This window comes from Flavobacterium circumlabens, assembly GCF_004345565.1.
GTDB lineage: Bacteria > Bacteroidota > Bacteroidia > Flavobacteriales > Flavobacteriaceae > Flavobacterium > Flavobacterium circumlabens.
On sequence record NZ_SLWA01000001.1, the window covers coordinates 476,057 to 501,856 of the forward strand.

Consider the following 25,800-nt stretch of genomic DNA (forward strand, 5'->3'; position numbering starts at 1 on the left):
CTTCTTTCTTCTAAATTCTAAATTCTAACTTCAACCCTAAATCTCCTCCGGCATTATCCCCGCAGTATGCAGCAATTCATAATGTTTCAGAACAGCATCCAGTCGGGTCGAGATCTTGTTGTATTTTGCCTGTAGTAACGCGTTATCAGCATCGACCATTTCAGTGATTAAAACCAGTTGATTGAGGTATTTCAGTTTTACGATTCGGTAATTTTCATTCGCCAGATCGAGGGCTTTATCGACCACCACAAATTTTTCAAGGATTTCCTGATATTGGGTATGTTCCTTAAACAGCTTATCCTGAATTTCATCTTTTATAATTTCGGACTGCATCTGCTGCCATTCAATTTTCGTATTCGCCTGCTGTACTTTGGTTTTGTTTTTATACAAAGCCGAAATATCAAAATGCGCTTCGATACCCACTTGTCCCAAAGTGTACAAATACGGATTCGGTGGAAAAAATTTGTAGTTGGGATAGTAAAAACCATAATTCCCAAAAAAGTTTACAGTCGGGAGATAATTCCCTTTGACCAGCTTCAGTTCCGTTTTTTTGATGTTCAGTTCCTGGCTCGCCATTCTCATTTCCTCATTCTGAAAAGCTTTATTCAAATAAAAATCATAAGGGTCCAAACCCTTCATTTCATCAAGACTAGCCGTGGTATCGATTGCAATTTCTTCGGCTTCCGGAAGCTGAATCAAAGTTTTCAGCTCATGGAGTGCGATTTTTATGTTTTTGGAATTTGTCAGCGCGCTCAATTCACGGTCCGAAAGCTGCAATTCGGCTCTGATGACTTCATTTTTGGTGACAGTTCCGTGCTTTTGCAGTGACGCGACTTCTTTTAACCGGCTTTTTTCTTCCTTAATGTTTTCCTCGAAAATCTTCTGAAGTTCCAGCATTTTATAAATCGCCAGGTAATTGGCCACCACTTCGAGCCCGATATCATTTTCGGCCTTTTCTGTTTTTATTTTGGCAATTTCATTTTCCTGGCTGGCCATTTTAATGGCGTTGTTAATCTTATTTCCGGCGTAGATTGGCATTTTAAAGGTTGAATTCACCTGATAAATTTCAGGAATTGCCTTGGTCACTTCTTTGCCATTTAAAAAACCGCTTCCTTTGAATTCCGTAATATTGGTAATTCTGGAATATTCACCGTTTAATTCGATATCCGGTAAACGGAGTTCTTTTCTTTCTTTGATGTTTTGCTCGGAGAGCGTTGTCTCCAATTGAGATCTGAGGATTTTTTTATTGTTTTCTTTAGCCAGTTTTACCGCTTCACTTAAAGAAACCGAATGAATTTCCTGCGCTTGTAAACTATTGAATGTTACTACTATTAGAAATAGCCACACGATTTTGCGAAAACAATCTGCTGTAGAATTTGTTGTTTTAAGGAACATGAATTTATAAATAATTTTTATAATGCAAAGTTCCTGCATTTTTTTGGTGACTGATAATTCTAAAAAGTCAATAACGTATTCATTTCGGACAAATGTTAAAATTGTAATTTCCGAAAACGTTTTATTAAGATATTCAAAATTAATACATTACCAAGCAAAAGAGTTTTCTCGCAGATTTTGCAGATCAGGCAGATTTCTTTTTTTAGAATAAACTGCTAAATCTGCGGGAGAAATAAATCTGAAGGTATTTGTCTAAAAAATGTTTTCTCGCAGATTTAGGAGATTGAGCAGATTTATTTTTATCTGCCTGATCTGCTAAATCTGCGGGAGAAATAAATTTATCGGCTTTTTAAAACATCTTCTCCGTTTAAGTAATCGGAAGGCCGTTGCCCGAGGATTTTAAAAAAGGTATTACTAAACGTTGGTACGCTGCTGTAACCGACTTCCTGGGCAACTTCTTTTACAGAAAGTTTTCTTTCCAATAATAGTTCAATTGCTTTCAAAATCCTTCTGATGGTGTAATATTGAATGAAGGACATGTTAAGATCTTTCTGAAACAAGCGATACAAAGAGCGTTCGCTGTAACCAAATTCATGTGCAACAGCTGCAAACAGAATCGTCTCTCCTAAATTATTCTCTACATAACGGAGTATTTTACCCAGGCGGGCATCTTTGGGCTGTGGTAATTCAAGAGGCAGATTCGTCAGGCATATTTGAGGTAAGATGGCTTTGATCGCTTTGGCTATCACAAAATTGGGAGAATCTTTCTTTAGATCACCATTCCACTGATTCGTGAAAAGCATCATTTGAAGCAGCAGATTATTGACCGGATAAATCCCTTCGTTTTGGTAAAAAGAATCTTCGTCTTTTTCAACCGGAAAATACAGATTTCGCATCATTACATTTTCAGATTTGGGATGAATGCTATGCTCCACTCCACTCGGAATCCAGATAAAATGTCGCGCCGGCAAAAAATACGTTTTGGTTTCGGTAGTCACAAACACCACATCACCTTCGGCATAGAGCATTTGTGCTTTATCATGTTTGTGCGTCGGAACAAACAATTCACCCATCACATCATGATGACAGTAAATACTTTTTTGATCGGCATCTACTTTTTTGATGTAATACTGGTCTACTTTATGAGTGGATTGTTCCATTGAAGTAATTGAATATCTTTCTTGCGATATATAAATGTAGGCAAATTAAAATCCAAATAAAAAATTCCAAATTCCAATAAGACATTATAGTAGTATTGGAATTTGGACTCGAGCGCTAGCGAACAGGCGAAGCAATTTAAATATTGGAATTTATTTTAGAAAGTGTTCTAAAACAAAAAAGCCTTTCCGTTAAGAAAGGCTTCTTCCAATATTGCGGTCTGGACGGGACTCGAACCCGCGACCCCATGCGTGACAGGCATGTATTCTAACCAACTGAACTACCAAACCAACTGCGTTATTGTGACTGCAAAAATACAATAGAACTTTGATTTTGCAAGGGTTTTTATGAATTAAAATTGAGAAATTTTTAATGAACTAAATTCCAATCTTTTAAAATCCAGAATTTCAATTTTAGAGAGTAAAAAAACTGCATTTAAGCGCAAAGTGCGCAAGGTTAAAAGCGCAATCCCGATAGCTATCGGGAGCAAAACTTAAAAAAACTTTGATCCCGATAGCTATCCGGATTGCATTTTTTTTCGACTAAAAAATTTGGAATTTGGAATTTTATTCCGAGGCTTCGGATTGGAATTTGCATTTATCTATATGCCCTAAATCAAAAAAGCCATCCACAAAAGTGGAAAGCTTTTCATTGGTCTAACTACTAAACCAGCTACGAGTTACAAATTCGTAGCAAACAACACAACTAATCTTAGATACCGTATTTGGGCAAAAAAGCCTTTCCGTTAAGAAAGGCTTCTCCCAATATTGCGGTCTGGACGGGACTCGAACCCGCGACCCCATGCGTGACAGGCATGTATTCTAACCAACTGAACTACCAAACCTCTGCGTTATTGCGGTTGCAAAGATAGTACAGAATTTCATTTCTGCAAGTGTTTTGCTAAAAAAAATCGAATAAATTTTTAAATCCTTAGCCAAAGTTTTGTTTTTCAACTAAATATGTAGTCAATATTTTTTCAAAACTATCTCCCACATTGACCGGAACGTACTTAATCTGGTTCTTTGCACAGATCAAAGCCAATCTTTTAAAATACTCTTCAGCCCTTTTTTCATATTCCTCTATTACATTATCGGCAAAAATCGACACTTCTTCACCTGATTCTAAGTCGATAAACTTTCTTGGTGTATTATCAAAATCGAATTTCAGCTCCGTTTTATCGTCAATAACATGAAACAGCACCACTTTATGCTTATTGTGTTTTAAATGCTGCAAGGCATTAAACAGCTTTTCATCCTCTTCCGACTGCAGCATGTCTGTAAACAGAATAATCATCGAGCGACGATGCATTTTTTCGGCAATCTGATGCAAATAAGTTATGGTATCGGTGCTTTTTTTGACTTTTGGCTGTTCTAACAATTGTTCTAATTTATTGAGCAGCATTCTGTGGTGACGATCGCTTCCTTTTTCGGGAGCATAATATTCGTACGTATCCGAGAATACACTCAAACCAACGGCATCGCGCTGTTTCTTCAAAATATTCATTAAGACTGCCGAAGCCAAAACAGCAAATCCAATCTTCTTTTCGTAAAAAGGCTGATTTGATTTTAGTTCCGGATAATGCATCGACGACGAGTTATCTACAATAAGGTGACACCTTAAATTGGTTTCTTCCTCAAAACGTTTGGTATACAACCGATCGGTTTTGGCAAACAGTTTCCAATCGATATGTTTGGTGCTTTCTCCGGCATTATAGACTTTATGCTCTGCAAATTCAGCCGAGAACCCATGAAACGGACTCTTGTGCATGCCCGATATAAATCCTTCCACCACCTGATTCGCCAGCATTTCAAGATGCTGAAAACTGGATACTTTCTCTATTTCCGATTCGATCTTCATCTTTCAAATGTATTAAAAGATTAAATCATTTAAAAATAAAAAAAGGCCTGACTGACGCCAAACCTTTTTAACTAATTCAAATCATCCAAAATAAAAATTATTCAGTTCGTTGAAATTTAAAGCTCATATCTCCTGCATAGTAGGTATTACGCGCATTTGTCGGGAAAATAGTTTCTGCAGCTGTACTTGAGATATACGCATATCCTGTAATGGTTATGTTTCCGGCTACAATCGGATAAGTCGCTGCTGATCCATCTGTTTTGGTTCTGTTGATCCAGTCGTCGCTGTTTACAGTAAAAAAATATTCTTTATCTTTCGTCAAGGCAATCGGAGTGATCGCTTTTTCGACGGTAACATTGGCTGTTGCTACATTTATAACTTCAGATTTTATAACCGTTTTCGTAGCCGCATCCCATACTGTAATTCTCAAAGTTGGGTTTACATCCGGAATTTTTACCACTAAAGCGTTTATTTTTCCCGTTACCGTTGGTTTAAAGCTAAAACCATATTCGTAGATTCCTGAGTTTTTTACATCAACCGCTTTTTGGCTGAATCCTGAACCTGCCATATAAGCATCTAAAGGATTTTCTTCGGCATATTTAATTGGTTCCGGTTTATCGTCATCGCTGCTGCATGAAAATGTTATAAGCGCAATTGATAAGAGGAAGAAAAGTGTTTTTAAAGTTTTCATAATGATTTAATTTAACTGGTTTTATTTATTGGATTGTTTTATGCTGTATTAATCTGTTTCTCAAAAATTAAGGCTGAATATTAAAACGTGCACAAACTTCCTCGTAATTCATTTTAGAATAATCCGGTTGTGCCGTTTTTGCGGTTGCAGCAGCAACACCTCCCGGAATCAGGATATAACGCCAGCTAAGTGATGTTGGAAGATTGACAGTTCCTCCTGCGTCATGTCTAAATCGGAACAATTTGATTTTCTTTGCCGTTGAGATAGCTGTAATGGTGTTAGCAAATCCTCCTGCTGTTGAGGTATAAGGTAATGGATAGTTTCCTGCCCCGAAAGACATATAAACCAATATGGTTCCTTTTGCAAGAATATCTTCTGATAGTTGGGGTGCGTTGATACTCGTAGACATTCCCGAAGTACCGTCAATGGTTTCTGCAACTGCCGTTGGTGCTGTGATCCACGCACTGTAAATAACATTGGCTGTTCCGGTTGCCCCGTCTGCTCCCGGAAGTCCATCAACTCCGTCCGTTCCATCATCACTGCTGCAGGATAGGGTAGAAATAGCAACTATTAAAAGTGTAAAAATAGTTTTTAAAGTTTTCATAATAATTTTGGTTTAAATTTGGCTAAATGATTCTTATTTAATTCAATAACATTATTTTTGTAAAAGTCAAATGATTCTAAAAGAACGTTTCTTTGTGTCTGATGACTTAATTACAAAGCAAATTTGCGGGATTAAAACAGGCGGAAAAACAGCTAATAGACAGACGACATTTTAAATAGACAGACGACATAAAATCGAATTAAATGAATAAAACATACACCTGCATTATTATTGACGACGACGAAATAGACAGACTTACGGTAGTATCGTTTGCCAAAAAGTTTCCGATTCTGGATATTTTAGGTGTTTTTGAATCGGCTGATGAAGCGCTTCCGTTTATCGAAAAACAAAAAGTAGACATCTTATTTCTGGATATCGATATGCCGGGCTTAAACGGAATTGAGTTTAGAAAAAAAGCACTCGAAATTCCGGTTTGTATTTTTATAACCGCACATCCGGAACATGCTGTAGAAAGTTTTCAAATAGAAACGCTGGATTTTATTGTAAAACCATTAAAACTCGATCGCTTCGCGCAAACAGTAAGTCGTATCGAAGAGTTTATGGAAATTAAACTGAAAGCATCTCTTTTTGAAGCCAGTATTGGCGGCGATACCATTTACATCAAAGAAGGCCACGAACAGACCAAAGTCAAACTACACGAAATTTTATATCTGGAAGCCCTTAAAGATTACACCCTGGTGATTACAGAAAAAAAGAGACATTGTGTTTTATCGAGTATCGGCAATCTTTTAAAAGAAGATCATTTTCAGTCCTTCATCAGGATTCACAGAAGTTATGCCGTTCAGAAACAGTTTATCCATAAAATGAATTCGACGGAAATTATTTTAAACAATAACATTTCCATTCCTGTGGGAAGAAGTTATAAAGAAAATCTAAACCTCATTTAGATGAAAAAGGCCGGTTTTTTATTGCTGTTTTTTATAACCCTTTCTGTTTTTGCACAACAAGAACCGAATTTGTCCCGATATAAAACCACAAACGAAAAACTAAAAGTCTGGCTAAAATATACCAATGTGTTTTTAGATTCCGAAGATTATCCCAGACTGCTTATCGCCGCACAAAAAGGAATTGTACTTTCTAAAGATCATCCCGCGTACCAATCAAGGTTTTATTTCTTAAAAGGAAACGCTTACGAATTCAATAACAATCAGAACAAGCAAGCCTGCGTTAATTATGAACTTGCCTTAAAATTTGCACAAAAGGCCCGACATCTTAAAAACGAAACCTCAGCCTTGATGCGCCTCAGTTATGCGTATTACGCCCTTAATGAAACTTCAAAACGAAAACAATTAATAGCACACATCAAACAAGTGCTGGACACTACAAAAAGCAGCTATACCAAATCTGTTCTTTACGGAAGCCTGGGCGAATATTATCTGGACAATGCCCAGTATGAAACCTTTATCAGTTATCAGCTCAAAGCGATTAATTACAAAAAACTGCTCAGAAAAACGGTGGCCAACGATGAGACCATCGGCGTTTCTTACAGTCAGATTGCAGCTGCCTACACTAAAATGAAACAATACAATAAAGCCCTTGAATATCTAAATTATGCCCAGCCCTATATAAAGACTTCTCCATATGTCAGTGCTTTTTCCTGTAACTATTACCTGCAGTGTTTTGTTCCTTTAAAAAACCTCGATAGCATTCAAAAATATTACCGTCTAACATATACATTCCCTTCTAAAAAAGATTCCCTATTTCTTAATTTAAGTTTTGCCAACCGAAGCGTATCTGAATATTATGCTAACGAAGGCAAAATAAATACCGCATTAGGTTATGCGAAAAAAGCCGTTATCCTGGCACAAAAATCGAATGATGAAGATATCACTATGGAAGCAAACGCCATAATGGGAAGAGTTTTATATGAAAAAGGAGAATACAAAAAGGCCATCGAAACCTTAAAAAAAGCTTCGGAAAATGCGCTGACATACGATAAAGAATCGTTTGTAAATATCAATAAAAAACTATCTCAGAGTTATGCCGCACTGGGACTTTGGAAAGAAGCATTCTACTATAACGAAATCTACAGTAAACATAACGACGAGATGATGCAGGAATCGGCCAAACAAAGTATTGCCAATGCCGAAGCAAGTTACCAGAACAAAACCAAAAAGCAGGAAATAAAAAGCTTGTCAGCACAAAATACAATCAAAAACATTCAGATTGAAGAAACCAAAAAGCAGCTTTTATTTTTAATTTTCGGACTGGCATCAGTCGCCATTATCGGATTATTATTATTCAAACAAAGCCAGAACCGCAAGAAAACCAATCAGAAATTACAGGTTTTGAATCAGGAATTAGATGAAGCCAATAAAATAAAAGCACGTTTTTTCAGTATTCTGAACCACGATTTACGAAGCCCGGTTTCGAATTTAATTCACTTCCTGCACCTTCAGAAAGAAAGTCCGGAACTCATTGATGAAGCCACTGCTTTACGAATGCAAACCAAAGTTATTAGCGGGGCCGAGAATTTATTATCGTCAATGGAAGATATTTTATTGTGGAGTAAAGGACAGATGGAAAACTTTAAACCTCATCTGCAGAAAACACCGATTTCGGTTTTATTTGATGAAACGCAAAGACATTTCTCGGGAATTGAAACCGTAGCAATTTCATTTGAAGATCCCGAAAACATCATTTTAGATACCGATGAAAATTACCTGAAAACCATTATCCGAAACCTGACCGGAAACGCCATAAAAGCTCTGGACAAAACTCCCGACGGAAAAATAATCTGGAAAGCCCGGAAAGAAAACAACCAAACCTGTCTTTCCATTACCGATAACGGTCCCGGCGGAACTCAGGAACAATTTAAAGCTTTATACGACGACTCCGAAGTTATCGGAATCAAATCCGGATTGGGATTACACCTCATCCGCGATCTCGCCACGGCTATTAATTGTAAAATCGAAGTAACTTCAAAACCCAATTCCGGCACTACTTTTACAATTAAATTCTTAAAATAAAGTTTGCCACGAATGGCACGAATTTCCGCGAATTAATTATTTTGATTTTGCTTGAAAATGTTGCCACAGATTACAGGATTTTCACAGATTAGAAAAATCTTTTTAATCCTGTAATCTGTGGCAAAAAAAAACCTTTTAAACATAAAAAAGGCTTGACTTTCGCCAAACCTTTTTTATATAAATTATAATCTTACGATTACAACAAAGCGTCTAAACTATCTGCGTAGGTTTGTTTCGGAGCAACTCCTACTTGTTTTCCTACTACTTCACCGTTATGAAAAACCAAAACGGTTGGTATGTTACGCACACCATATTTTGCAGCGAATTCCTGGTTAGCATCTACATCTACCTTACCAACAACTACTTTACCTGCGTATTCTTCGCTAATCTGATCAATGATCGGACCAACCATTCTACAAGGACCGCACCATGCTGCCCAAAAATCTACCATTACTGGTTTATCTGATTTCAAAACTACTTCGTCAAAAGTAGCATCTGTTATTGCTAATGCCATAATAATTTTATTTAAAGTTTATCCCGTTAATTTCTTTTCGGGAGCATTTTTAATTAGTTCCTTAACTGAGTACAAATTTAGAAATTTTAAATCAATCAAACGCCATAACCAAATTAGTTTTCATTATAAACGTATTGTCATTAATTATATTAATACTAAAATTCTTATTTGTAAGTTTTGTCCTATAGCCGTCTGAAGTACATGTTTTTAGGAATTTCATACATTTTTACTGTATCTTTAGTAATCCTGAAAATCAGTTTATATGAAAGCACTTTTACTACACATAAAAAACTTTTTACAATCGGCAGGTTTTCGAAAATACGCCAGACGGTTTGGCTTTTTCGTTGCAGGATGCGTTGTACTGGTTCTTATTCTGGCCGGAAGTCTGTCTTTCTATTTCAACCGGAACAAGACTGAAATCATCGCTAAAATAAACACTAAAATAAACGAAAACATTAATGGCGAATTTCATGTTGGTGATTTTCAATATAAATTTTTAGTTGGTTTTCCGAATTTTACCCTGGCTTTAAAAGACGTTGAACTTAAGGACAAGCAATGGAAAACACACCAACACACTCTTTTAAAAGCCCGGGAAATCGAAGCCCGTCTCAACATCTGGAGTTTACTCCAAAACGAAATCAACATTCATAAAATCCTCATTAACGACGCCGATATTTACGTTTATAAAGCCGAAAACGGATATTCGAACGCTAATATCTTTAAACCCAAAAAGAAAAAAGCACCCGAAGAGAAATCCGATACCGAAACCACCATAGATCAGGTTGACCTCAACGATGTACATTTTATTCTGGACAATCGACTGGGGCATAAATTATTTGATTTTGATATTGCCAGCCTAAAAACCGAAGTAGATTACGACGGAAGCGACTGGCAAACCGATGTGTTTCTGGATACTCAGATCAAAAGCCTGGCTTTTAATACCAAACATGGCAGTTTTGCCAAGGAGAAAAACCTAAAAGGAACTTTTAATGTTTCCTACTCTTCCGAAAAAGAAAAAATAGATGTCGTAACCCGAAATTTAAAAATCGGAAAGGACGCTTTTGACATCACCGCGTTTTTTAATTTAGCTCAGGGCAATGCCTTGTTCGGAATCAATATCGGAACTACAATCTTATGGCAAAATGCTTCGAATGTCTTATCTGCAAACATCAGCTCGAAGCTAAACCGATTCAATTTGAGCAAACCTATTGATGTAAATTGCGACATCAGAGGTGATTTTAATGCCGAAGGCGATCCGAAGATTGTCGTTCAGGCGATTATAAAAGACAACGAATTGAGTATTCCCGACGGACAGATTAAAAACTGTAATTTCAAAGGTATTTTTACCAATAATTTCAAACCCAAAGAAGGTTTCAACGACGCCAATTCGGCGATTATTCTGACCCGATTTGTGGGTGAATATGAAAATATTCCGCTTGCGATTCCGCAATTGTCGATTAACAATCTCGAAAAACCTGTCGCCACCGGAAACGTAAGTTCTGACTTTGAGGTAGAAAGACTCAACGAAATCAGCAACGACAAATGGATTCAGTTTACATCCGGTCACGCCAAAGCCAACCTGAAATTTCAGTTTGACATTGTCGATCTGTACATTACAAAACCACGTTTTATAGGCAAAATAGACGTCGACAACGCCTCTTTCCATTATATTCCAAAAGATATTCAGGCTGTTAATACCAACATCCATCTCGATTTTACAGAGAAAGCCCTGCTCATTAAACAGATTGCTTACAAACACAAAAAAAGCACCGTTTTCATAGAAGGAAAAATAGACAATTTCCTGAACCTCTATTATGATGCTCCCGAAAGAATGGTTGTCAACTGGAAAATCTATTGCCCTAACATCGATCTCAAGCAATTTTTGGGTGTTCTGGCTACTTCCCAGAAAAAGAAAACCGCTGCGAAAACCACCAAACGAACCACAATCTCCAATCATCTAAGAACCGTAATCGATAAATGTCTGGTCGTAATCGACATCAAAGCCGACAAAATCAATTACAATAAACTGACGGCGACGAATACCACTGCAACCATCCAGATGGTCGATTCGAAATTGGTGATCAAAAACGGTTCGCTGCAAACGTCCGGCGGAAGTATCACGTTTAACAGCGAAGTACAGCCCAGCGGAAAAAACTTCGCTTTTAGTGCTGACGCGCAGGTCAATCGCGTGGATATTGCGAGTTTTTTACGCTCGTTCAACAACTTCGGCGTTACGTCTTTTAATCCCAACAATATCAAAGGAAAACTCAGCAGTCAGGCCAATGTAACGGGTCTCATCAACAGCAATGGCGGATTGATTACCAATTCTATGCACGGCAATCTGACTTTCAACGTCAAACAGGGCGCTTTGCTGGAATTCGAACCTATTGTAAAAATCGGAAAGTTTGCTTTTCCGTTTCGCGATGTCAGGAATATAACGTTTAGCGACTTATCGGGCAATCTTAAATTACGCGGAGAGCAAGTTGATGTCAATGATTTCACGATTAGTTCGAGCGTTCTAAACCTCGATGCCGAAGGTATTTATTCCTTTGGCCGTGGCACCAATCTCGCCCTCACCATCCCACTCCGAAACTCCAAAAACGACATCAACCTCGCCACCCAGGCCGAACGCGATGCGGTTCGCGAGCGTGGTCTTGTCCTGCATTTAACGGCTGTTGACGATGAAGGGAAAATGAAAATTAAGTGGGGGAAGAAGGGGAAGTAGGAATTTGTAATTCTCAGCAGGGTCATAGGGCATAAAATTATTTCCCGATTTTTCCTGTTTTCTATCTTAATTTATTTGATCTATAATGAGTGATTCTAGTTCGCAACTGAAACTAAGTAAAAAAACACCTTAAATAGATATATTGGAAACTATAAATTGTATAAAAATGATTTAATTTTCTAAATGTTCAGATATAGCATTAATGACTTTTACAGAATACTTTTTTAAGTCTTGTTCTTCGATAACTTCAACATGATTATTTTTTTTAAGTAACTCTAGAGCATGGTCATACTCTTTAAATAATGCTTTTTGAGTTGGTTTACCAACTAATAAATCATATCTAAGTTTTTTTTCCTGAGCTTCATTCTCTAAATCGTAAAATTGTCCAAAATACTTATAAGCTTTATCAGCAATACTTTTAGAACCTTTTAAATCAAAACCTATAGATTTCACAAGATTATAGGTACCATTCTGCCAAGCTAAATCAAATTTAAATTCTGTCCCCAACTTATTAATTAAAGTATAGTCTTGCTGGAAAATATCAGGTTTATACGATATGTCATTTAGCCCAAATTCTTTTAGATTTTGAAACAAAGTAGAAACTAGTTTTGGTTCTTGTGGCTGATTATTGTTAAGCCTAATATCCTCTATTATATGCTTTTTTACAATCGTATTTTCAATAACTGACTCACTGAAATTATTTTGCAATCCTCTTCTAAAAGCAGAAAATTGCAAAATTGTTCCATCAATTGGAAGCACATATTTTGAAATAAAATCTGATAAATTTTCTAATTCATTGTCAGTAAAAAAACCAAAGTCCAAATTGAATTGAGTTAACTTTCGATCTATCTGTTTAAGATATTCCCGTATGGTTTTTTCAGGAACATTAGGGTATATATATTTTATTCTACTAAGATTTTTAGAATAATTAAAATGAAACCGCTTTGTCTCTTCAAAAAATATAAGCACACCAATATTGATACTCTCGTCCAGTAGTGGAGAGTGTTTATATTTTAAAATGCTGTATGTATAATGTTTGGTTGTCATACGATTATACTATTTAAATGTTTTTCGAAAAATTCTGTTTTGCTTTTTGCCCAAAGAAGATAATTTAAAATATCTTGTTTATTACCATATGGGATATTATAATCTGAAAGTTGGTCAAATGTATGATTTAAACTTCCAACATTCAAATATTTTAACATTTCGCAAAACTCTACAAATAAACCCTTTGTCCTGTAATTTTTGAGAAATTTCATTAGAACGTGTTGTTTATATTGGTAATGCATTATGTAATTATAATAATTTGGATTCTCAATATTATTGTTAATGAACGGCAGTGTTAATTCGTGATCTATAATCACTAAATCTTTGTCATTTATTAAAATATTTGATTTTTTTCTAAATCCGCCTCTGTCAGCATTAAGAGTTAAAACGTCAAAAGCAAAAATATTTGCGACTTCATATTCTTTTAAAAAATTTAATGAAATTGAATTAGGATTGAATATTGCATAATGACCAGTAATCTTACTACAAAACTTATACCCTTTATGCAATTTATCTATTTCTTGCTGGTTATAAAACGGGATTAGATTAGAATCATCTATCTGTATTATATCATAATCCGGAACGGATAAACCAAATTTTTTAGCTAATTCCACTATTAAAATTTCTTTTGCTACAGAAAAATTCTGTTCAACATAATCGTGTTTAAACAGCTTCATAACATAGTCATTAGAGTTTTGCTGTTTATCGATAGCGGTTATATAAAGAGGCTTAGTACTTCCTCCGGGAACAATATTATCTATAGAGAAAAGACTTAAAGGATGCATTAAAGTTTATTTTTGATATGGAAATATAATGATTATTTAATACACTAATGGTTTTTTCTTACCAATTTTACTTTTAACACCTCCTAACCGTACTTCACAATCAATAAACCTTTTTATTTCAAGTACAGACAGTCTTCCTTAACATTCATAGGAATACAAAATCACTTATTTCATTATATTTGATATAACCAATCCAAAAACAAAAATGCCACCACTAAGACTTTGGACAAAAGAAGAACTTATTCTTGCTTTTAATTTATACCTGAAACTTCCTTACGCTAAGGTGAGTAAAACCACTCCAGAAGTTAAAAAACTTGCTGAAATACTAGAGAGGACACCTAGTTCCATCGCAATGAGATTAGCAAATTTTGCCAGTGTTGATCCTTTTCATATTGATAGAGGTGTAGTAGGTTTAAAAAACGGAATGAATCAAGTTCAACCAATCTGGAATGAATTTTTCAATAACAAAGAAGAATTAATATTTTTAAGCGAGCAAATTCTTGCACAAAAAGAGAATACTTCAATTGAAAATAAATATGAAGACCTACTTTTCGATTTAAAAGACCTCAAAGGACAAGATATCATTCGGGCAGTAAAAACAAGAGTTAATCAATCTGTTTTTAGGCAAATGGTTTTATCTAACTATAATAATAAATGTGCAATTACAGGTATTGACATTCCTGAACTTTTGTTAGCAAGCCATATTATTCCTTGGTCAAAAAATGAAGAACATCGATTAAACCCGGAGAATGGAATTTGTTTTTCCGCTCTTTACGACAAAGCTTTTGATACAGGATTAATCGGAATCAACACAAATCATGAGATAATATTCTCCGACACAATTAAAAAGAAAAAAGAAAGCGAGTTCTACAATAAATATTTTACTTCTCTTGAAAATCAAAAAATCATTGTAGCTCAAAAATATTCTCCCCGAAAAGAATTTCTCGAATATCATTTAGACACAATTTTCAACAAACAAATAAGCGTATAAGAGAAAGCTACTATTAGAGTGGCTTTTCTCTGTTGTATTTTTCTTTTTTGATTTCATTTGTACAACAAATTTGTTGTAAAACTTCTGTTGTACTTTTTTTTTCCAACAAAACTTTTACAACAAAACTGTTGAAAATATTTTGTTGGAGTTTTTTTTACAACAGAAATTTTACAACAGATTTTTTTTCAAAATAAATCGGCTTTAAACAAAAAAAAGCCACTAATACAGTGGCTTTTTCGGTTTTTTAATCAGTCAACATCCAGATAAGGATTTAGGATTTCGGCTAATTCGTTCATCCAATAAAAGCAAACTTCGAGACTTCTTTTATCTGAATGCAGCGGTTCATGGTCGCGCATGACGCCAAGAGCAAGCAGATAATTGACGTGTCTGATGGTTTTGGCCATGCTCTCCGGATCAATTGAATGGGTGAAGAAATCATTTAACCTCAATTCGGTTTCTTTTGAAAAGGTGTTGGTACTCATAATTTAACGGTTAGGAATATGAAGCCCGCATAGCTTAGGTGTCCTACGCCGTTAAAAGCGTTGCGGTTGTTTCCAATACCGCCACCATACCACACGGGCAAAAGTTTAATCAAGTTCATTTTTTAACGTTTAGGACTGCGAAGATACCAAAAAAGATGGGAACCACCACGAATCAATACAAAAAAATATGCGATAAATTCTTACAATTTACATTTACCTATTGCTGTGGAGTTTGTGATGTGATTTCTCCTTCGTCGAAATGATAAAATTGGGTCATTATTTTCATAATGTTTTATTAACTCACTTGGCTTTTCAATCTAATTAAGATAGCTTTGAGAAACAATCATTAAATATAAACCCTATGAAGATTCAAATTAATACAGACAAAAACATTGAAGGACACGAAAGATTAGCGACTTACTTTTCTGAAGAATTAGAAAAAGGCTTAACTCGTTTTGAAGAAAAAATTACCCGCGTTGAAGTACATTTTGGAGATGAAAACGGAGAGAAATTCAGCTTAAACGATAAAAAATGTGTGATTGAAGTTCGTGTAGCCAATTTACAACCCTTAACTGTAACAGACCACTCCGATACACTTGAAAAAGCTTTCATTGGTGCGCTGGCCAAAGCAAAAAAATCACTTACTACGACTTTCGAAAAAATGAAAGAGTATTAATTTATATAGTTTACCACTCTACCAATAGCAGTATTGCTAATTTGTAGCAACAAAAAACCGAATACGATTTGTATTCGGTTTTTTTGTGTTTATGATTTTGGTAACGGCTGACCTACCGCAATATCGCAACGATGTCCGGGTTGTCCGTGTGCGGGATTCATCCCTTCTGCTACCTTATTGCCTGTTTCTGTACTCAGCAATGCCGGAACTGTACTATTTGCCGTCGGTGGTGTTACGGTGATTTTTTCAGAAAACGTTCCGCCTTGCGAAGGAGCCGAAGTTGTTGCGGTTGTACTCGCTTTCGGAGAATTCAGCGGTGCTCCAACAGGAATATCACATCTATGTCCCGGTTGCCCGTGCGATGGATTCATTCCCTTAGCTACTTTCACCGGTGCTGCCATTGTGGTCGTAACCACCTGCTTGCCCGGATTGACCTGCATGGTTTGTGCGGTCTGAGTAGTCGTGGTCTGCGTTTGTGTTTGTGTCGGAGCCGAATTTAATGGCGCGCCAACCGCAATATCACATCGGTGGCCGGGTTGTCCGTGTGCCGGATTTATTCCTCCGGTGGCGTTCATAACGGTATTCGGGTTTGTAACTGGCGCAGGTGCTGCCGCAGCTGTATTGACTTTGGTGGTGTCTTTTATCAATCCTAATTTTACCAATTCAGAGGTTGGTGTATTTTCCTGTGGTTCCAGTTCCTTCTTGCAGGATACTAAAACCAAAGAAGAAAGGACTAAGGAGCTTATAATGATTTTCGAATTCATAACTGTATTATTTAAGAGCTCTCAAATATACTAAATAAACCCTATAAGGGATATAAGTTCATTTAAGTTTTGAGTTGTTTAAACGCAAGGAGCGCTAAGATTAACGCAAAGCACGCTAAGATTAACATTGTAGCGGGATAAACCATATAAGGGATGTAAGTTCATTTAAGTTGTGAATACTGTGTTTTTAACCGCAAGGAGCGCTAAGATTTACGCAAAGTTCGCAAAGATTAAAAACTTTGCTCCCGATAGCTATCGGGATCGCGCTTTTTTCATTGCGATCCTTGCGGTTAAATATATTTACTAACTTTAAAACCAAAACAAACCCATTATGAAAAAATCACTTCTCCTTTTATTATTCGTTGCGACTTTTGCCCATGCACAAAATGCTGAAAAAGAAAACATCAACAATACTTTAGACCACTGGCACAAAGCAGCTGCCGAGGTAAAGTTTGAGGCTTATTTTAATGCTTTCGCCGATGATGCTATTTATATCGGAACAGATGCCACAGAAAACTGGACCAAACCGGATTTTAAAACCTGGGCGAAGCCTTTTTTTGACAAAGGAACTACCTGGAATTTTACGGCTTTAGAACGCCATATCTTTTTTGATAAAACAGGGAAAATAGCGTGGTTTGATGAATTGCTCAATACACAAATGAAAATCTGTCGCGGATCGGGTGTTTTGGTGAAAGTGGGTAAAGAATGGAAAATTCAACATTATGTTTTATCGATGACCGTTCCGAACGAAGAAGCTGATGCGGTGACCAAAATAAAAGCACCCATTGAAGGTGCCCTTATCGCAAAGCTTCAGAAAAAATAAACAAATTCAGGGATTGTTATTATAATCCTAACTTTTTGAGTGCTTTACAAAACCGAATATCGATTTAATTATAACATATTTATCAAGTAAGCCTGTTTTTTTAATCCCGAAAATAGCATACTATCAAAAAAAGGTATTGAATTTTACAAAATTGACTAAAATAAAGCCCTGCCCTCTATTTTATCAGCCCTAAAAAGCTGAATATTTATTTTTTTTTAACTTTGACCCCAAAAAAAATAGGGTTTAAATAAAGTATCTGAAAAATGAAAATAGAAAAACGCTGGATCATTTCCTTTATTATTATAAGTATTGTTTGTATTACAGGTGCATTTTGGCCTACGGTTACCGAAAACAATTACGTACTGTCTGAATTTGGAACTACAGACCACATTGTTCCTGCTGATGTTGCCTGGATGCTTACCTCCTGCTGTCTGGTTTTGATTATGACACCGGGATTATCGTTTTTTTACGGCGGAATGGTCGGTAAGAAAAATGTAATCTCGACCATGCTGCAAAGTTTTATCTGCCTGGGTGTCGTAACGCTTTTATGGGTTACCGTGGGTTTCAGTCTGGCTTTTGGAGATCCGGTAGGTTTTGGCTCAGGAGCGCATTTTTACAGTTTCTTTGGTAACCCGACCACTTTTGCTTTTATGGATTATGTGGGCGTTCTTCCGCATAAAAAATTAGCCAGCACGATTCCGTTTATGTTATTCGCTTTGTTCCAGATGAAATTTGCCATTATTGCTCCGGCGATTATTACAGGTTCATTTGCAGAACGCGTTCGTTTTATATCGTATTTAATTTTCATCAGTTTGTTTACGATTTTCATCTATGCGCCTTTATGCCACGCCGTTTGGTATCCGACAGGGGTTCTGGGCAGTTATTTTGGCGTGAAAGATTTTGCAGGAGGAACCGTAGTACATATGAGTTCCGGTTTTGCTGCTTTGGCCGGAGTGCTTGTTTTAGGGAAAAGAAAAAACAGTTTACATATCCCGACCAATATTCCGTTTGTCTTATTAGGAACCGGAATGTTATGGTTCGGCTGGTTCGGGTTTAATGCGGGTTCTGCACTTGCGGCCAACGGAACCGCTGCCATGGCTTTTGCAACAACGACTACCTCATCGGCTGCAGCGATGTTAACCTGGGTTTTCTTTGACCGAATGAACGGTAGAAAAGTGTCGGCTCTCGGCGCCTGTATCGGAGCTGTGGTAGGCCTGGTGGCCATAACACCCGCAGCAGGTTATGTTTCGGTTCCGGAAAGTATGTTTTTCGGATTTGTAACGGCTTTGGTTTCCAATTATGTGGTGAACTGTAGTTTCTCCAGAAGATTTGATGATACGCTTGACGTTTTTGCCTGTCACGGTGTGGGCGGAATTATGGGAATGATCCTTACCGCGATTTTTGCTCATGGCGAAAAGGCAAGTTTACTGCACGGTGGCTGGAGTGTATTTGGTCATCATATGATGGCTTTGGTGCTGGTTTCGATCTTTACTTTTTTCGGAGCTTATTTCTTATTCAAAGTAACTAACTTTATTATTCCGCTGCGTGTTTCTGAAGAATCCGAACACATCGGTCTGGATTTATCACAACACGATGAGACATTAGATCCTAAAATGTTAGCCGTACCGGAAACACAATACCATTAAAAATTTGGTTTGCCACGAATTATAATTAAAATATAGTTTGCCACGAATTACAAGAATTTGCACGAATTAATTTAAGCAGCACACGCGAAAAAATTAGTGCGAATTCGTGTAATTCGTGGTAAAAAAAAATATCATTACGCATAAAAAATTCGTGCAAATTCGTGTAATTCGTGGCAAAAAACAAAACCACTCTAATTCATTCGTTTATATTCCTTAATTTTGCTGAAAATTTTTGTAAAAGTGGGAAGTAAAAATAAACTTAAGAGATTCAGGGAAAACGAAACATTTGAAAACGTTTTTCAACCAACCAGAGAAGAAGTGGTAGGCAATTTAATGCCCTTAAGAGGAAAATGGAATACTGATTTCTTTAAAAATGACAATCCGTTAGTTTTGGAATTAGGCTGTGGAAAAGGAGAATATTCTGTTGGATTAGCCGAAAAATATCCCAACAAAAATTTTATCGGAATTGATATTAAAGGAGCGCGTTTCTGGAGAGGTGCCAAAACTGCTGTAGAAACAGGACTGCATAATGTTGCTTTTATCCGAACTCAAATTGAACTGATCGATCATATTTTTACAGAAAATGAAGTGGATGAAATCTGGATTACTTTTCCGGATCCGCAAATTAAATACAAAAGAACGAAACACAGAATGACCAATTCTGAGTTCCTGAAACTGTACAAAAAAATCCTCAAAAAAGACGGTGTTGTAAACCTGAAAACCGACAGTGAATTTATGCACGGTTATACCTTAGGTTTGCTTCACGGAGAAGGACACGAAGTTTTATACGCTAACCATAATGTGTATACCAACGAAGGAAGTCCGGAAGAAGTAACTGCTTTCCAAACTTTTTACGAGAAACAATATTTAGAAATTAATAAGGCAATTACGTATATTCGTTTTAAAATTAAAGATTAATTTAGTTTTAAAAACAAATATTAACCCATCAATTAACTGAATGGCGATACTTACTCCATTACTTTCAGGTTTCATTGCCGCTTTCATCGGAATTATTCCTCCCGGTTTAATTAACATGACGGCAGCTAAAATAAACGTGAAAGAAGGGAAAAAGAATGCTTTGTGGTTTGTTATTGGTGCTGTTCTGGTTATTCTTTTTCAGGTATCTTTAGCGGTATTATTTGCTCAGGTGATCGATAACAGACCGGACGTTGTTACTTTGTTACGTGAAGTCGGGTTTGCGATTTTTTCTATTCTGACGATTTACTTTTTGTTTATCGCCAAGGAACCGAAAGCCAAAAAATCGAAGATTAAAAAGAGCAGTAAAAAAAGCCGTTTCTTTCTTGGGATGCTGCTTTCGGGTTTGAATTTCTTCCCGATTCCGTATTATGTGGTAGTCAGTGTAACGCTGGCTTCTTATCATCTTTTTGCCTTTGAAAACAATGTCATTTTTACTTTTGTTCTCGGATCAGTTGTGGGTTCATTTGCTGCTTTGTACAGCTACATTGGTTTCTTTGGAAGAATAGAAAAGAAAACCGATTATCTGATGCGAAACATGAATACGATTATTGGAAGCATTACCGGTTTGATTGCTATTGTAACGCTTTTTAATATTCTGAATTACTATTTCGGGTAAAAATACACCTGCTACAGATTACAGGATTAAAATGATTCTTGTTGTGATGAATATTTTTCACGCAGATTTTGGAGATTTAGCAGATTATTTTAATTAGAAATCATTTTTATCTTTTTATCACTATAGCTATCGAGTGGCAGGAAAAAAATCAACCTATGGCTGAAGATAATTTTTTTGAAAGAGTTTACGCTGTTGCCAGACAAATTCCGTACGGAAAAGTAACTTCGTATGGTGCTATTGCAAAGGCATTGGGAACAGCTCGTTCTGCAAGAATGGTGGGGTGGGCAATGAATGCCTGTCACAATAGGGAAGATATTCCCGCTCACCGGGTTGTCAACCGAAAAGGACTTCTTACCGGAAAACATCATTTTGACGGAACCAACTTAATGCAGCAGCTTCTGGAAAGCGAAGGTATTGAGGTAGTCAACAATCAGATCATAGATCTCGAAAAACACTTTTGGACACCTCAAATTGAGCTTTAGATATTTTAATTTTACCATATAAGTGATTATAAGTTCATATAACAGGGATGTTATGCTGATGTGTAAAATATGCAGACGCTACTTCGTAAAATTTCTGAAACGTTTTTAAGCCAAAACTTAAATGAACTTATAATCACTTATATGGTAGAAAAGTTCAAGAGTTAAATCAAACAAATCACAAAACTCGTCCGGTCTTCATCGGTCTGGTAGCTTAAGTAGCCGCCGTGTGCTTCTATGATGTTTTTAGAAAGCGTTAGCCCAATTCCGGCACCGTCTTTTCTGGTAGTAAAAAACGGGAGAAATACTTTGTCCCTGATTTCATTGTCGATTCCTTTTCCGTTGTCTGAAATGGTGATAAAAAAGCGGTTATTTTCGGTATAACTCGACAAAAACATTTTCTTTTCGCTTTTTTCTTTCAACGCATAAACGCTATTGGTAATTAAATTGATAATCACCTGTTCCATCTGGTTTTTGTCAATCAGAATCGATCTTGAACTATTAATTTCGTTGATCAGTTCAATTTGCTCCGCTTTCAGAATCGGACTCATGATTCGCATGCAATCGTCAAAAAGCGCATTGATTGGCGTCATTACTTTTGTGGGTGTGGGAAGCATGGCCAGTTTTCGGTAATTTTCTACAAAAACCTGTAAATGGTCACTCCTGTTTATGATCGTTGAAATACTGCTTTTGATATCTTCAAAATCTTCTTCCCCGAGTTGTTCCTGATCTACAATGTGCAGTAAGTTTTGTGAAAGCGCGCGTATTGGCGTCAGGGAATTCATTAATTCATGCGAAATAATTTTCATCAGATTGATCCAGGCTTCTTTTTCTTTTTTCTCAATGACACGCTGTATACTGTCCAGTAAAATGATGAAATATTCTTTATTGTATGTTTTTGTAAGGGAGGTCTGCAGCATAAAAGTCTGCAAATCCTGTTCTTCAATTTTTATGGAAATAGCTGATTTTAATTCGGCAAAACCAACTTTCTCAATTTCAGCACAAAGTGATGGCAGATAATTTTTAAGGTATTTCCAATGACTGACTTTTGGGACTTTAAACAGGTTTGAAAAACAATCGTTCATTAAAAAAATATGCCATTCATCGTTTTCCTTTTCCAGAATTAAAGCGGCGCTGTCTATACTGTTCAAAATAGAACGATAGATCAGTTCTTTGGAAGTCTGCTCCTGTTTTTGATTTTTCAGTGTCTCGTATAAAAGGTATAAAGTCTGATAGCTGTCTTTTTTATTCTCTTCCGGAAAATTGGTCGAAAAATCATTCTTCAATATCGAAAGCAGGGTTTTATCGTAAAACAATAACTGATTCCTGATCGAGAAATACATCTCCGATACTAATATAACCACAAAAAAGCCAACCAAAATGGCATTGTAATGAAGTCCCTTGTAAATCAGAAAAACGCAAAAGAAAAACAATACCATGATACACAGTATTCTTAAAAACAAAGCATTGTAGAATTTCAGGTTTTTCATTATTTTATTTTTTTTAGGGCCACAGATTAAGGGATTTCACATGATTTATTAAAATGGTTTCCTGCAGATTTGGCAGATTGAGCAGATTCTCACTGATTGAAAGTTTAAAGTTTCTAAAGCTAATTGATCTGCTAAATCTCCAAAATCTACGAGAGTAAAAAACTGTTCATCATTCTAATCTTTTAAATTGTTTCTTAATATTGGTTCCCGCAGATTTGGCAGATTGAGCAGATTCTCACTGATTGAAAGTTTAAAGTTTCTAAAGCTAATTGATCTGCTAAATCTCCAAAATCTGCGAGAGAATAAACTATTTACCACTCTGCATCTATGTGTTTTTCAAATCGTATTTTTCAATTCTTCGGTACAAAGCGGCTCTTGACAAACCTAACTCCTCAGCTGCTTTGCTAATGTTTCCGTTATGTTTGAATAATGCTTTTTCAATTGCATTTTTCTCCAGTTCCGATAATGGGTTATCGTCGTTTTCCTGAAAATCCTCGAAATCCAGAATATCCAGATCGGTTACAGTAATGGTATTATTATCTGCCAGAATCAAAGCGCGCTCGATTTTATTTTCCATCTCACGAATGTTTCCTTTCCAGGGATACTTCTCTAAGTAAGGCCCAACATTGGCTTCAAAATGCCAGTTCTGATGATTGTATTTGGCTGCAATCTGATCTAAAATAAAATCCGCCATCGGAACAATATCGTCCTTTCGTTCGCGAAGTGATGGCAGGGAAATTTCCATCGTGTTGATCCTGTAAAGTAAATCTTCTCTAAAGTTTTTGTTTTTCACTTCCGCTTTAATGTCGCTGTTCGTTGCTGCAATAATGCGTACGTTTAAAGGTCTTGGCTTGCTTTCTCCCAAACGTGTTACGGTTCTGGTCTGCAAAACATGCAATAATTTTGCCTGAAGATGAAGCGGTATATTTCCAATTTCATCCAGAAAAATGGTTCCCTCAGCAGCCATTTCGAATCTTCCGGGTGTATCGGTCTTGGCATCTGTAAAAGCCCCTTTTGCGTAGCCAAAAAGCTCACTTTCGAACAGACTGTCACTTAGTGAACCTAAATCTACATGTACAAAAGGCTGTTTCTTTCGTTCTGAATTTAAATGGATAAACTCGGCAAAAACATATTTTCCGGTTCCGTTTTCTCCCAAAATCAAAACATTCGCCTCTGTTCGGGCTACTTTTTCAGCCATCGAATAGGCTTGTTTTATTTTAGCCGAAGTACCCACAAAATATTTTTTGTCCTCTTTTTCAGCTGCTGTCTTTTTGGTGTTTTTTCGACTTTCAGAGACTGCTTTATCAATGGTTTCGAGTAATTTTTCGTTGTGCCAGGGTTTCAGGACATAATCAAAAGCACCTATTTTGATCCCTTCAACAGCGGTATCAATTTTTCCAAAAGCTGTCATTAAAATCACAACGGTTTGCGGCGAAAGTGTTTTGATTTCTTTCAGCCAGTGAATTCCTTCGCGCCCGTCCTCAAAACCTATCCGGTAATTCATGTCTAATAAAACCACATTAATTTCATTTTCATTCAGAATTGAAATGATTTTTTTGGGGCTATTTGCCGTAAAAATGGTTTCAAAATGTTTTTTCAGAATCATTTTTGCCGAAAAAAGAATTTCTTCCTGATCATCAACGACTAATATTTGAGCTAGTTTCTTTCGCATGTCATTTGTTTTTGTTCGGTTCCGAACGGTCAACTGTTCATTATCGAACACTCCTTTTTTTGATGGTATTTAAAGTCTCTTTAAAATCAATGCTTTACAAATAATACTTTTTGTGGCACAATATTTACCTATTGATTATCAGCAAATTATTTAAAAAATGGATACGGTAATTCCTCGTAAAAATAGAAAATTTAGAAACCTCACAATACTAATTGGTGTTTTTTTAGCTTTGGCAGCAGTTGTCTTTTTTTCGTTCAGCACTAAAAGAAGCCTGAATGTAAAAGCTGATGAATTGACCGTTCAAAAAGTCGAAAGAGCTTTTTTTGAAGACTTTGTTGTTTTCCAGGCCAAAGTAGAACCTTTGAACGTGATGCTTGTCAATGTAACTGAAGGCGGTTCTGTAAAAGAAATTTTTGTAGAAAATGGGGCAATGGTGACCAAAGGACAATCTTTGGCGCGTTTGTACAATCCGAACACCGAACTTAATTATCTGACGCAGGAAACGGCCATTATCGAGCAAATCAACAATCTGAATTCAGGCAAACTGAACATTAGAAATCAGGAACTGAACCTCAACAAAGATCTGGTTTTGATCGAACATGATTATAATGATGCCAAAAGACTGTACGACATGAACTCGAAATTGTTTGATAAAGATGTGATTTCGAAAAATGACTGGAATACTTTTAAGGAAGGCCTTCGTTTTCAGGAAGAACGAAAAAGAACCATTCACCAAAGTATTCAAAAAGAAAAACAAAGCAATCAGGTTCAGATTTCACAAATTAACCGCTCCATACAAACCATGGAAAAAAGTCTGGAGATTCTGAGAAACAACAAAAATAACTTTTTGATCACGGCTCCCGAATCCGGAAGATTAACTTCTTTTGAACCGGTATTGGGAAAAACATTTCAGGCCGGGGAAAGTATCGGAAAAATAGATTCTAAAAAAGGATACAAACTGATCGCAGAAGTAGATGAATTTTATCTGGAGAAATTAAGGGAAGGCCTGAAAGGTCAGGTAGAATTTAAAGGTAGAAACCTTGAAGTTCTGGTAACCAAAGTAATTCCCGAAGTAAAAAGCGGTCATTTTACGGTTGAACTGGCATTTACTTCTAAAGAAAATATCGTTTTACAAGACGGATTAAGCTTCGGCGTGAAACTGATTTTATCCGAGAAAAACAAAACTCTTGTCGTTCAGAAAGGAAGTTTCAATCAGGAAACCGCCGGGAAATGGATTTTTGTAGTAAAAGGAAATAAAGCTGAAAGAAGAACTATAAAATTAGGCCGCGAGAATCCTTCGTACTACGAAGTTCTTGAAGGATTAAAAGAAGGCGAATCTGTAATTACTTCTTCCTATTCAGATTATAAGGATATTGAAGAGCTTTCTATTAGTTCTGAGTGATAGTTTGCAGTCACA

General features: G+C 36.4%; 23 protein-coding genes and 2 tRNA genes. 11 read left to right on the plus strand and 14 right to left on the minus strand.

What is annotated here, in order from left to right; translation table 11 throughout:
• Window positions 1-36 precede the first annotated feature (36 nt).
• The 7 genes from EV142_RS02010 to EV142_RS02040 all read right to left on the minus strand — a co-directional run bounded on the left by EV142_RS02010 (window position 37) and on the right by EV142_RS02040 (window position 5,705).
• Window positions 37-1,347: a TolC family protein gene (locus tag EV142_RS02010; protein ID WP_238698636.1), complete on the minus strand. Its 1,311-nt coding sequence runs from the start codon at window positions 1,345-1,347 to the stop codon at window positions 37-39.
• Window positions 1,348-1,733: 386 nt separating this feature from the next.
• Entirely contained in the window at window positions 1,734-2,555 is an 822-nt protein-coding gene (locus tag EV142_RS02015; protein ID WP_132032217.1) for an AraC family transcriptional regulator, read from the minus strand.
• Window positions 2,556-2,769: 214 nt separating this feature from the next.
• A tRNA-Asp gene (locus tag EV142_RS02020) sits at window positions 2,770-2,843 on the minus strand.
• 480 nt (window positions 2,844-3,323) lie between these two features.
• Window positions 3,324-3,397: transfer RNA gene (locus EV142_RS02025), tRNA-Asp, on the minus strand.
• Between the two features lie 86 nt (window positions 3,398-3,483).
• The gene (locus EV142_RS02030) at window positions 3,484-4,410 is read right to left on the minus strand and encodes a DUF58 domain-containing protein (RefSeq protein ID WP_132032219.1); all 927 of its coding nucleotides are present in this window, start codon (window positions 4,408-4,410) and stop codon (window positions 3,484-3,486) included.
• 97 nt (window positions 4,411-4,507) lie between these two features.
• Window positions 4,508-5,101, minus strand: a complete 594-nt coding sequence (locus tag EV142_RS02035) for a DUF4082 domain-containing protein (protein WP_132032221.1) — start codon at window positions 5,099-5,101, stop codon at window positions 4,508-4,510.
• 67 nt (window positions 5,102-5,168) lie between these two features.
• Window positions 5,169-5,705, minus strand: a complete 537-nt coding sequence (locus tag EV142_RS02040; protein WP_132032223.1) for a hypothetical protein — start codon at window positions 5,703-5,705, stop codon at window positions 5,169-5,171.
• 203 nt (window positions 5,706-5,908) lie between these two features.
• Between EV142_RS02040 and EV142_RS02045 the strand changes: the two genes are divergently transcribed.
• Entirely contained in the window at window positions 5,909-6,613 is a 705-nt protein-coding gene (locus EV142_RS02045; protein ID WP_132032225.1) for a LytR/AlgR family response regulator transcription factor, read from the plus strand.
• Window positions 6,614-8,695: a tetratricopeptide repeat-containing sensor histidine kinase gene (locus EV142_RS02050; RefSeq protein WP_132032227.1), complete on the plus strand. Its 2,082-nt coding sequence runs from the start codon at window positions 6,614-6,616 to the stop codon at window positions 8,693-8,695.
• A 196-nt stretch (window positions 8,696-8,891) separates the two neighbouring features.
• On the opposite strand, the gene trxA is transcribed toward EV142_RS02050, so the two are convergent.
• A complete protein-coding gene (gene trxA / locus EV142_RS02055) occupies window positions 8,892-9,209 on the minus strand; it encodes a thioredoxin (protein ID WP_041516662.1) in 318 nt (105 codons plus the stop codon).
• Between the two features lie 262 nt (window positions 9,210-9,471).
• Between trxA and EV142_RS02060 the strand changes: the two genes are divergently transcribed.
• Entirely contained in the window at window positions 9,472-11,934 is a 2,463-nt protein-coding gene (locus EV142_RS02060) for an AsmA family protein (RefSeq protein WP_132032229.1), read from the plus strand.
• Window positions 11,935-12,105: 171 nt separating this feature from the next.
• On the opposite strand, the gene EV142_RS02065 is transcribed toward EV142_RS02060, so the two are convergent.
• Window positions 12,106-12,981, minus strand: coding sequence for a DUF3037 domain-containing protein (locus tag EV142_RS02065; protein ID WP_132032231.1), 876 nt, complete (start codon window positions 12,979-12,981; stop codon window positions 12,106-12,108).
• On the minus strand, window positions 12,978-13,766 hold the full coding sequence (locus tag EV142_RS02070) for a HipA family kinase (RefSeq protein ID WP_132032233.1): 789 nt from the start codon (window positions 13,764-13,766) through the stop codon (window positions 12,978-12,980). The genes EV142_RS02065 and EV142_RS02070 overlap by 4 nt, the downstream gene beginning before the upstream one ends.
• A 205-nt stretch (window positions 13,767-13,971) precedes the next feature.
• Between EV142_RS02070 and EV142_RS02075 the strand changes: the two genes are divergently transcribed.
• Window positions 13,972-14,757 carry an HNH endonuclease gene (locus tag EV142_RS02075; RefSeq protein ID WP_132032235.1) on the plus strand — a complete coding sequence of 262 codons (786 nt, stop codon included), beginning with the start codon at window positions 13,972-13,974 and terminating at the stop codon, window positions 14,755-14,757.
• A gap of 248 nt (window positions 14,758-15,005) precedes the next feature.
• Here EV142_RS02075 and EV142_RS02080 read toward each other — a convergent pair whose 3' ends face one another.
• Window positions 15,006-15,239 (minus strand): hypothetical protein, encoded by a 234-nt coding sequence (locus EV142_RS02080; RefSeq protein WP_132032237.1) that lies wholly within the window; start codon window positions 15,237-15,239, stop codon window positions 15,006-15,008.
• Between the two features lie 361 nt (window positions 15,240-15,600).
• On the opposite strand from EV142_RS02080, the gene EV142_RS02085 reads away from it, so the two are divergent.
• Window positions 15,601-15,915, plus strand: a complete 315-nt coding sequence (locus tag EV142_RS02085) for an HPF/RaiA family ribosome-associated protein (protein ID WP_132032239.1) — start codon at window positions 15,601-15,603, stop codon at window positions 15,913-15,915.
• A gap of 89 nt (window positions 15,916-16,004) precedes the next feature.
• On the opposite strand, the gene EV142_RS02090 is transcribed toward EV142_RS02085, so the two are convergent.
• A complete protein-coding gene (locus EV142_RS02090; protein WP_132032241.1) occupies window positions 16,005-16,679 on the minus strand; it encodes a hypothetical protein in 675 nt (224 codons plus the stop codon).
• Window positions 16,680-17,010: 331 nt separating this feature from the next.
• Here EV142_RS02090 and EV142_RS02095 point away from each other — a divergent pair, with 331 nt between their 5' ends.
• The 5 genes from EV142_RS02095 (at window position 17,011) to EV142_RS02115 (ending at window position 21,224) form a co-directional block, all read left to right on the plus strand.
• Window positions 17,011-17,502, plus strand: a complete 492-nt coding sequence (locus tag EV142_RS02095) for a nuclear transport factor 2 family protein (protein WP_132032243.1) — start codon at window positions 17,011-17,013, stop codon at window positions 17,500-17,502.
• Window positions 17,503-17,765: 263 nt separating this feature from the next.
• On the plus strand, window positions 17,766-19,148 hold the full coding sequence (locus EV142_RS02100; protein WP_132032245.1) for an ammonium transporter: 1,383 nt from the start codon (window positions 17,766-17,768) through the stop codon (window positions 19,146-19,148).
• 240 nt (window positions 19,149-19,388) lie between these two features.
• Complete coding sequence (gene trmB, locus EV142_RS02105) at window positions 19,389-20,066, plus strand: tRNA (guanosine(46)-N7)-methyltransferase TrmB (protein ID WP_132033176.1); 678 nt, start codon at window positions 19,389-19,391, stop codon at window positions 20,064-20,066.
• 40 nt (window positions 20,067-20,106) lie between these two features.
• Entirely contained in the window at window positions 20,107-20,742 is a 636-nt protein-coding gene (locus tag EV142_RS02110; RefSeq protein ID WP_132032247.1) for a LysE family transporter, read from the plus strand.
• 155 nt (window positions 20,743-20,897) lie between these two features.
• On the plus strand, window positions 20,898-21,224 hold the full coding sequence (locus EV142_RS02115; RefSeq protein ID WP_132032249.1) for an MGMT family protein: 327 nt from the start codon (window positions 20,898-20,900) through the stop codon (window positions 21,222-21,224).
• Between the two features lie 161 nt (window positions 21,225-21,385).
• Here EV142_RS02115 and EV142_RS02120 read toward each other — a convergent pair whose 3' ends face one another.
• Together EV142_RS02120 and EV142_RS02125 are read right to left on the minus strand one after the other, a co-directional pair.
• Window positions 21,386-22,711, minus strand: coding sequence for a sensor histidine kinase (locus tag EV142_RS02120; RefSeq protein ID WP_132032251.1), 1,326 nt, complete (start codon window positions 22,709-22,711; stop codon window positions 21,386-21,388).
• A gap of 325 nt (window positions 22,712-23,036) precedes the next feature.
• Window positions 23,037-24,383 (minus strand): sigma-54-dependent transcriptional regulator, encoded by a 1,347-nt coding sequence (locus EV142_RS02125; RefSeq protein ID WP_132032253.1) that lies wholly within the window; start codon window positions 24,381-24,383, stop codon window positions 23,037-23,039.
• 157 nt (window positions 24,384-24,540) lie between these two features.
• Here EV142_RS02125 and EV142_RS02130 point away from each other — a divergent pair, with 157 nt between their 5' ends.
• The gene (locus EV142_RS02130; RefSeq protein WP_132032255.1) at window positions 24,541-25,785 is read left to right on the plus strand and encodes an efflux RND transporter periplasmic adaptor subunit; all 1,245 of its coding nucleotides are present in this window, start codon (window positions 24,541-24,543) and stop codon (window positions 25,783-25,785) included.
• Window positions 25,786-25,800: the final 15 nt, after the last annotated feature.

Excerpts from the sequence above, each read along its gene's own strand:
- EV142_RS02065 (WP_132032231.1), bottom strand. The coding sequence starts at position 12,981 with ATGACAACCAAACATTATACATACAGCATTTTAAAATATAAACACTCT.
- EV142_RS02130 (WP_132032255.1), top strand. The coding sequence starts at position 24,541 with ATGGATACGGTAATTCCTCGTAAAAATAGAAAATTTAGAAACCTCACA.
- EV142_RS02050 (WP_132032227.1), top strand. The coding sequence starts at position 6,614 with ATGAAAAAGGCCGGTTTTTTATTGCTGTTTTTTATAACCCTTTCTGTT.
- EV142_RS02080 (WP_132032237.1), bottom strand. The coding sequence starts at position 15,239 with ATGAGTACCAACACCTTTTCAAAAGAAACCGAATTGAGGTTAAATGAT.
- EV142_RS02035 (WP_132032221.1), bottom strand. The coding sequence starts at position 5,101 with ATGAAAACTTTAAAAACACTTTTCTTCCTCTTATCAATTGCGCTTATA.
- EV142_RS02110 (WP_132032247.1), top strand. The coding sequence starts at position 20,107 with ATGGCGATACTTACTCCATTACTTTCAGGTTTCATTGCCGCTTTCATC.
- EV142_RS02015 (WP_132032217.1), bottom strand. The coding sequence starts at position 2,555 with ATGGAACAATCCACTCATAAAGTAGACCAGTATTACATCAAAAAAGTA.
- EV142_RS02085 (WP_132032239.1), top strand. The coding sequence starts at position 15,601 with ATGAAGATTCAAATTAATACAGACAAAAACATTGAAGGACACGAAAGA.
- EV142_RS02070 (WP_132032233.1), bottom strand. The coding sequence starts at position 13,766 with ATGCATCCTTTAAGTCTTTTCTCTATAGATAATATTGTTCCCGGAGGA.
- EV142_RS02095 (WP_132032243.1), top strand. The coding sequence starts at position 17,011 with ATGAAAAAATCACTTCTCCTTTTATTATTCGTTGCGACTTTTGCCCAT.
- trxA (WP_041516662.1), bottom strand. The coding sequence starts at position 9,209 with ATGGCATTAGCAATAACAGATGCTACTTTTGACGAAGTAGTTTTGAAA.
- EV142_RS02090 (WP_132032241.1), bottom strand. The coding sequence starts at position 16,679 with ATGAATTCGAAAATCATTATAAGCTCCTTAGTCCTTTCTTCTTTGGTT.
- EV142_RS02100 (WP_132032245.1), top strand. The coding sequence starts at position 17,766 with ATGAAAATAGAAAAACGCTGGATCATTTCCTTTATTATTATAAGTATT.
- EV142_RS02045 (WP_132032225.1), top strand. The coding sequence starts at position 5,909 with ATGAATAAAACATACACCTGCATTATTATTGACGACGACGAAATAGAC.
- EV142_RS02040 (WP_132032223.1), bottom strand. The coding sequence starts at position 5,705 with ATGAAAACTTTAAAAACTATTTTTACACTTTTAATAGTTGCTATTTCT.
- EV142_RS02125 (WP_132032253.1), bottom strand. The coding sequence starts at position 24,383 with ATGCGAAAGAAACTAGCTCAAATATTAGTCGTTGATGATCAGGAAGAA.
- EV142_RS02075 (WP_132032235.1), top strand. The coding sequence starts at position 13,972 with ATGCCACCACTAAGACTTTGGACAAAAGAAGAACTTATTCTTGCTTTT.
- EV142_RS02030 (WP_132032219.1), bottom strand. The coding sequence starts at position 4,410 with ATGAAGATCGAATCGGAAATAGAGAAAGTATCCAGTTTTCAGCATCTT.
- EV142_RS02115 (WP_132032249.1), top strand. The coding sequence starts at position 20,898 with ATGGCTGAAGATAATTTTTTTGAAAGAGTTTACGCTGTTGCCAGACAA.
- EV142_RS02120 (WP_132032251.1), bottom strand. The coding sequence starts at position 22,711 with ATGAAAAACCTGAAATTCTACAATGCTTTGTTTTTAAGAATACTGTGT.
- EV142_RS02060 (WP_132032229.1), top strand. The coding sequence starts at position 9,472 with ATGAAAGCACTTTTACTACACATAAAAAACTTTTTACAATCGGCAGGT.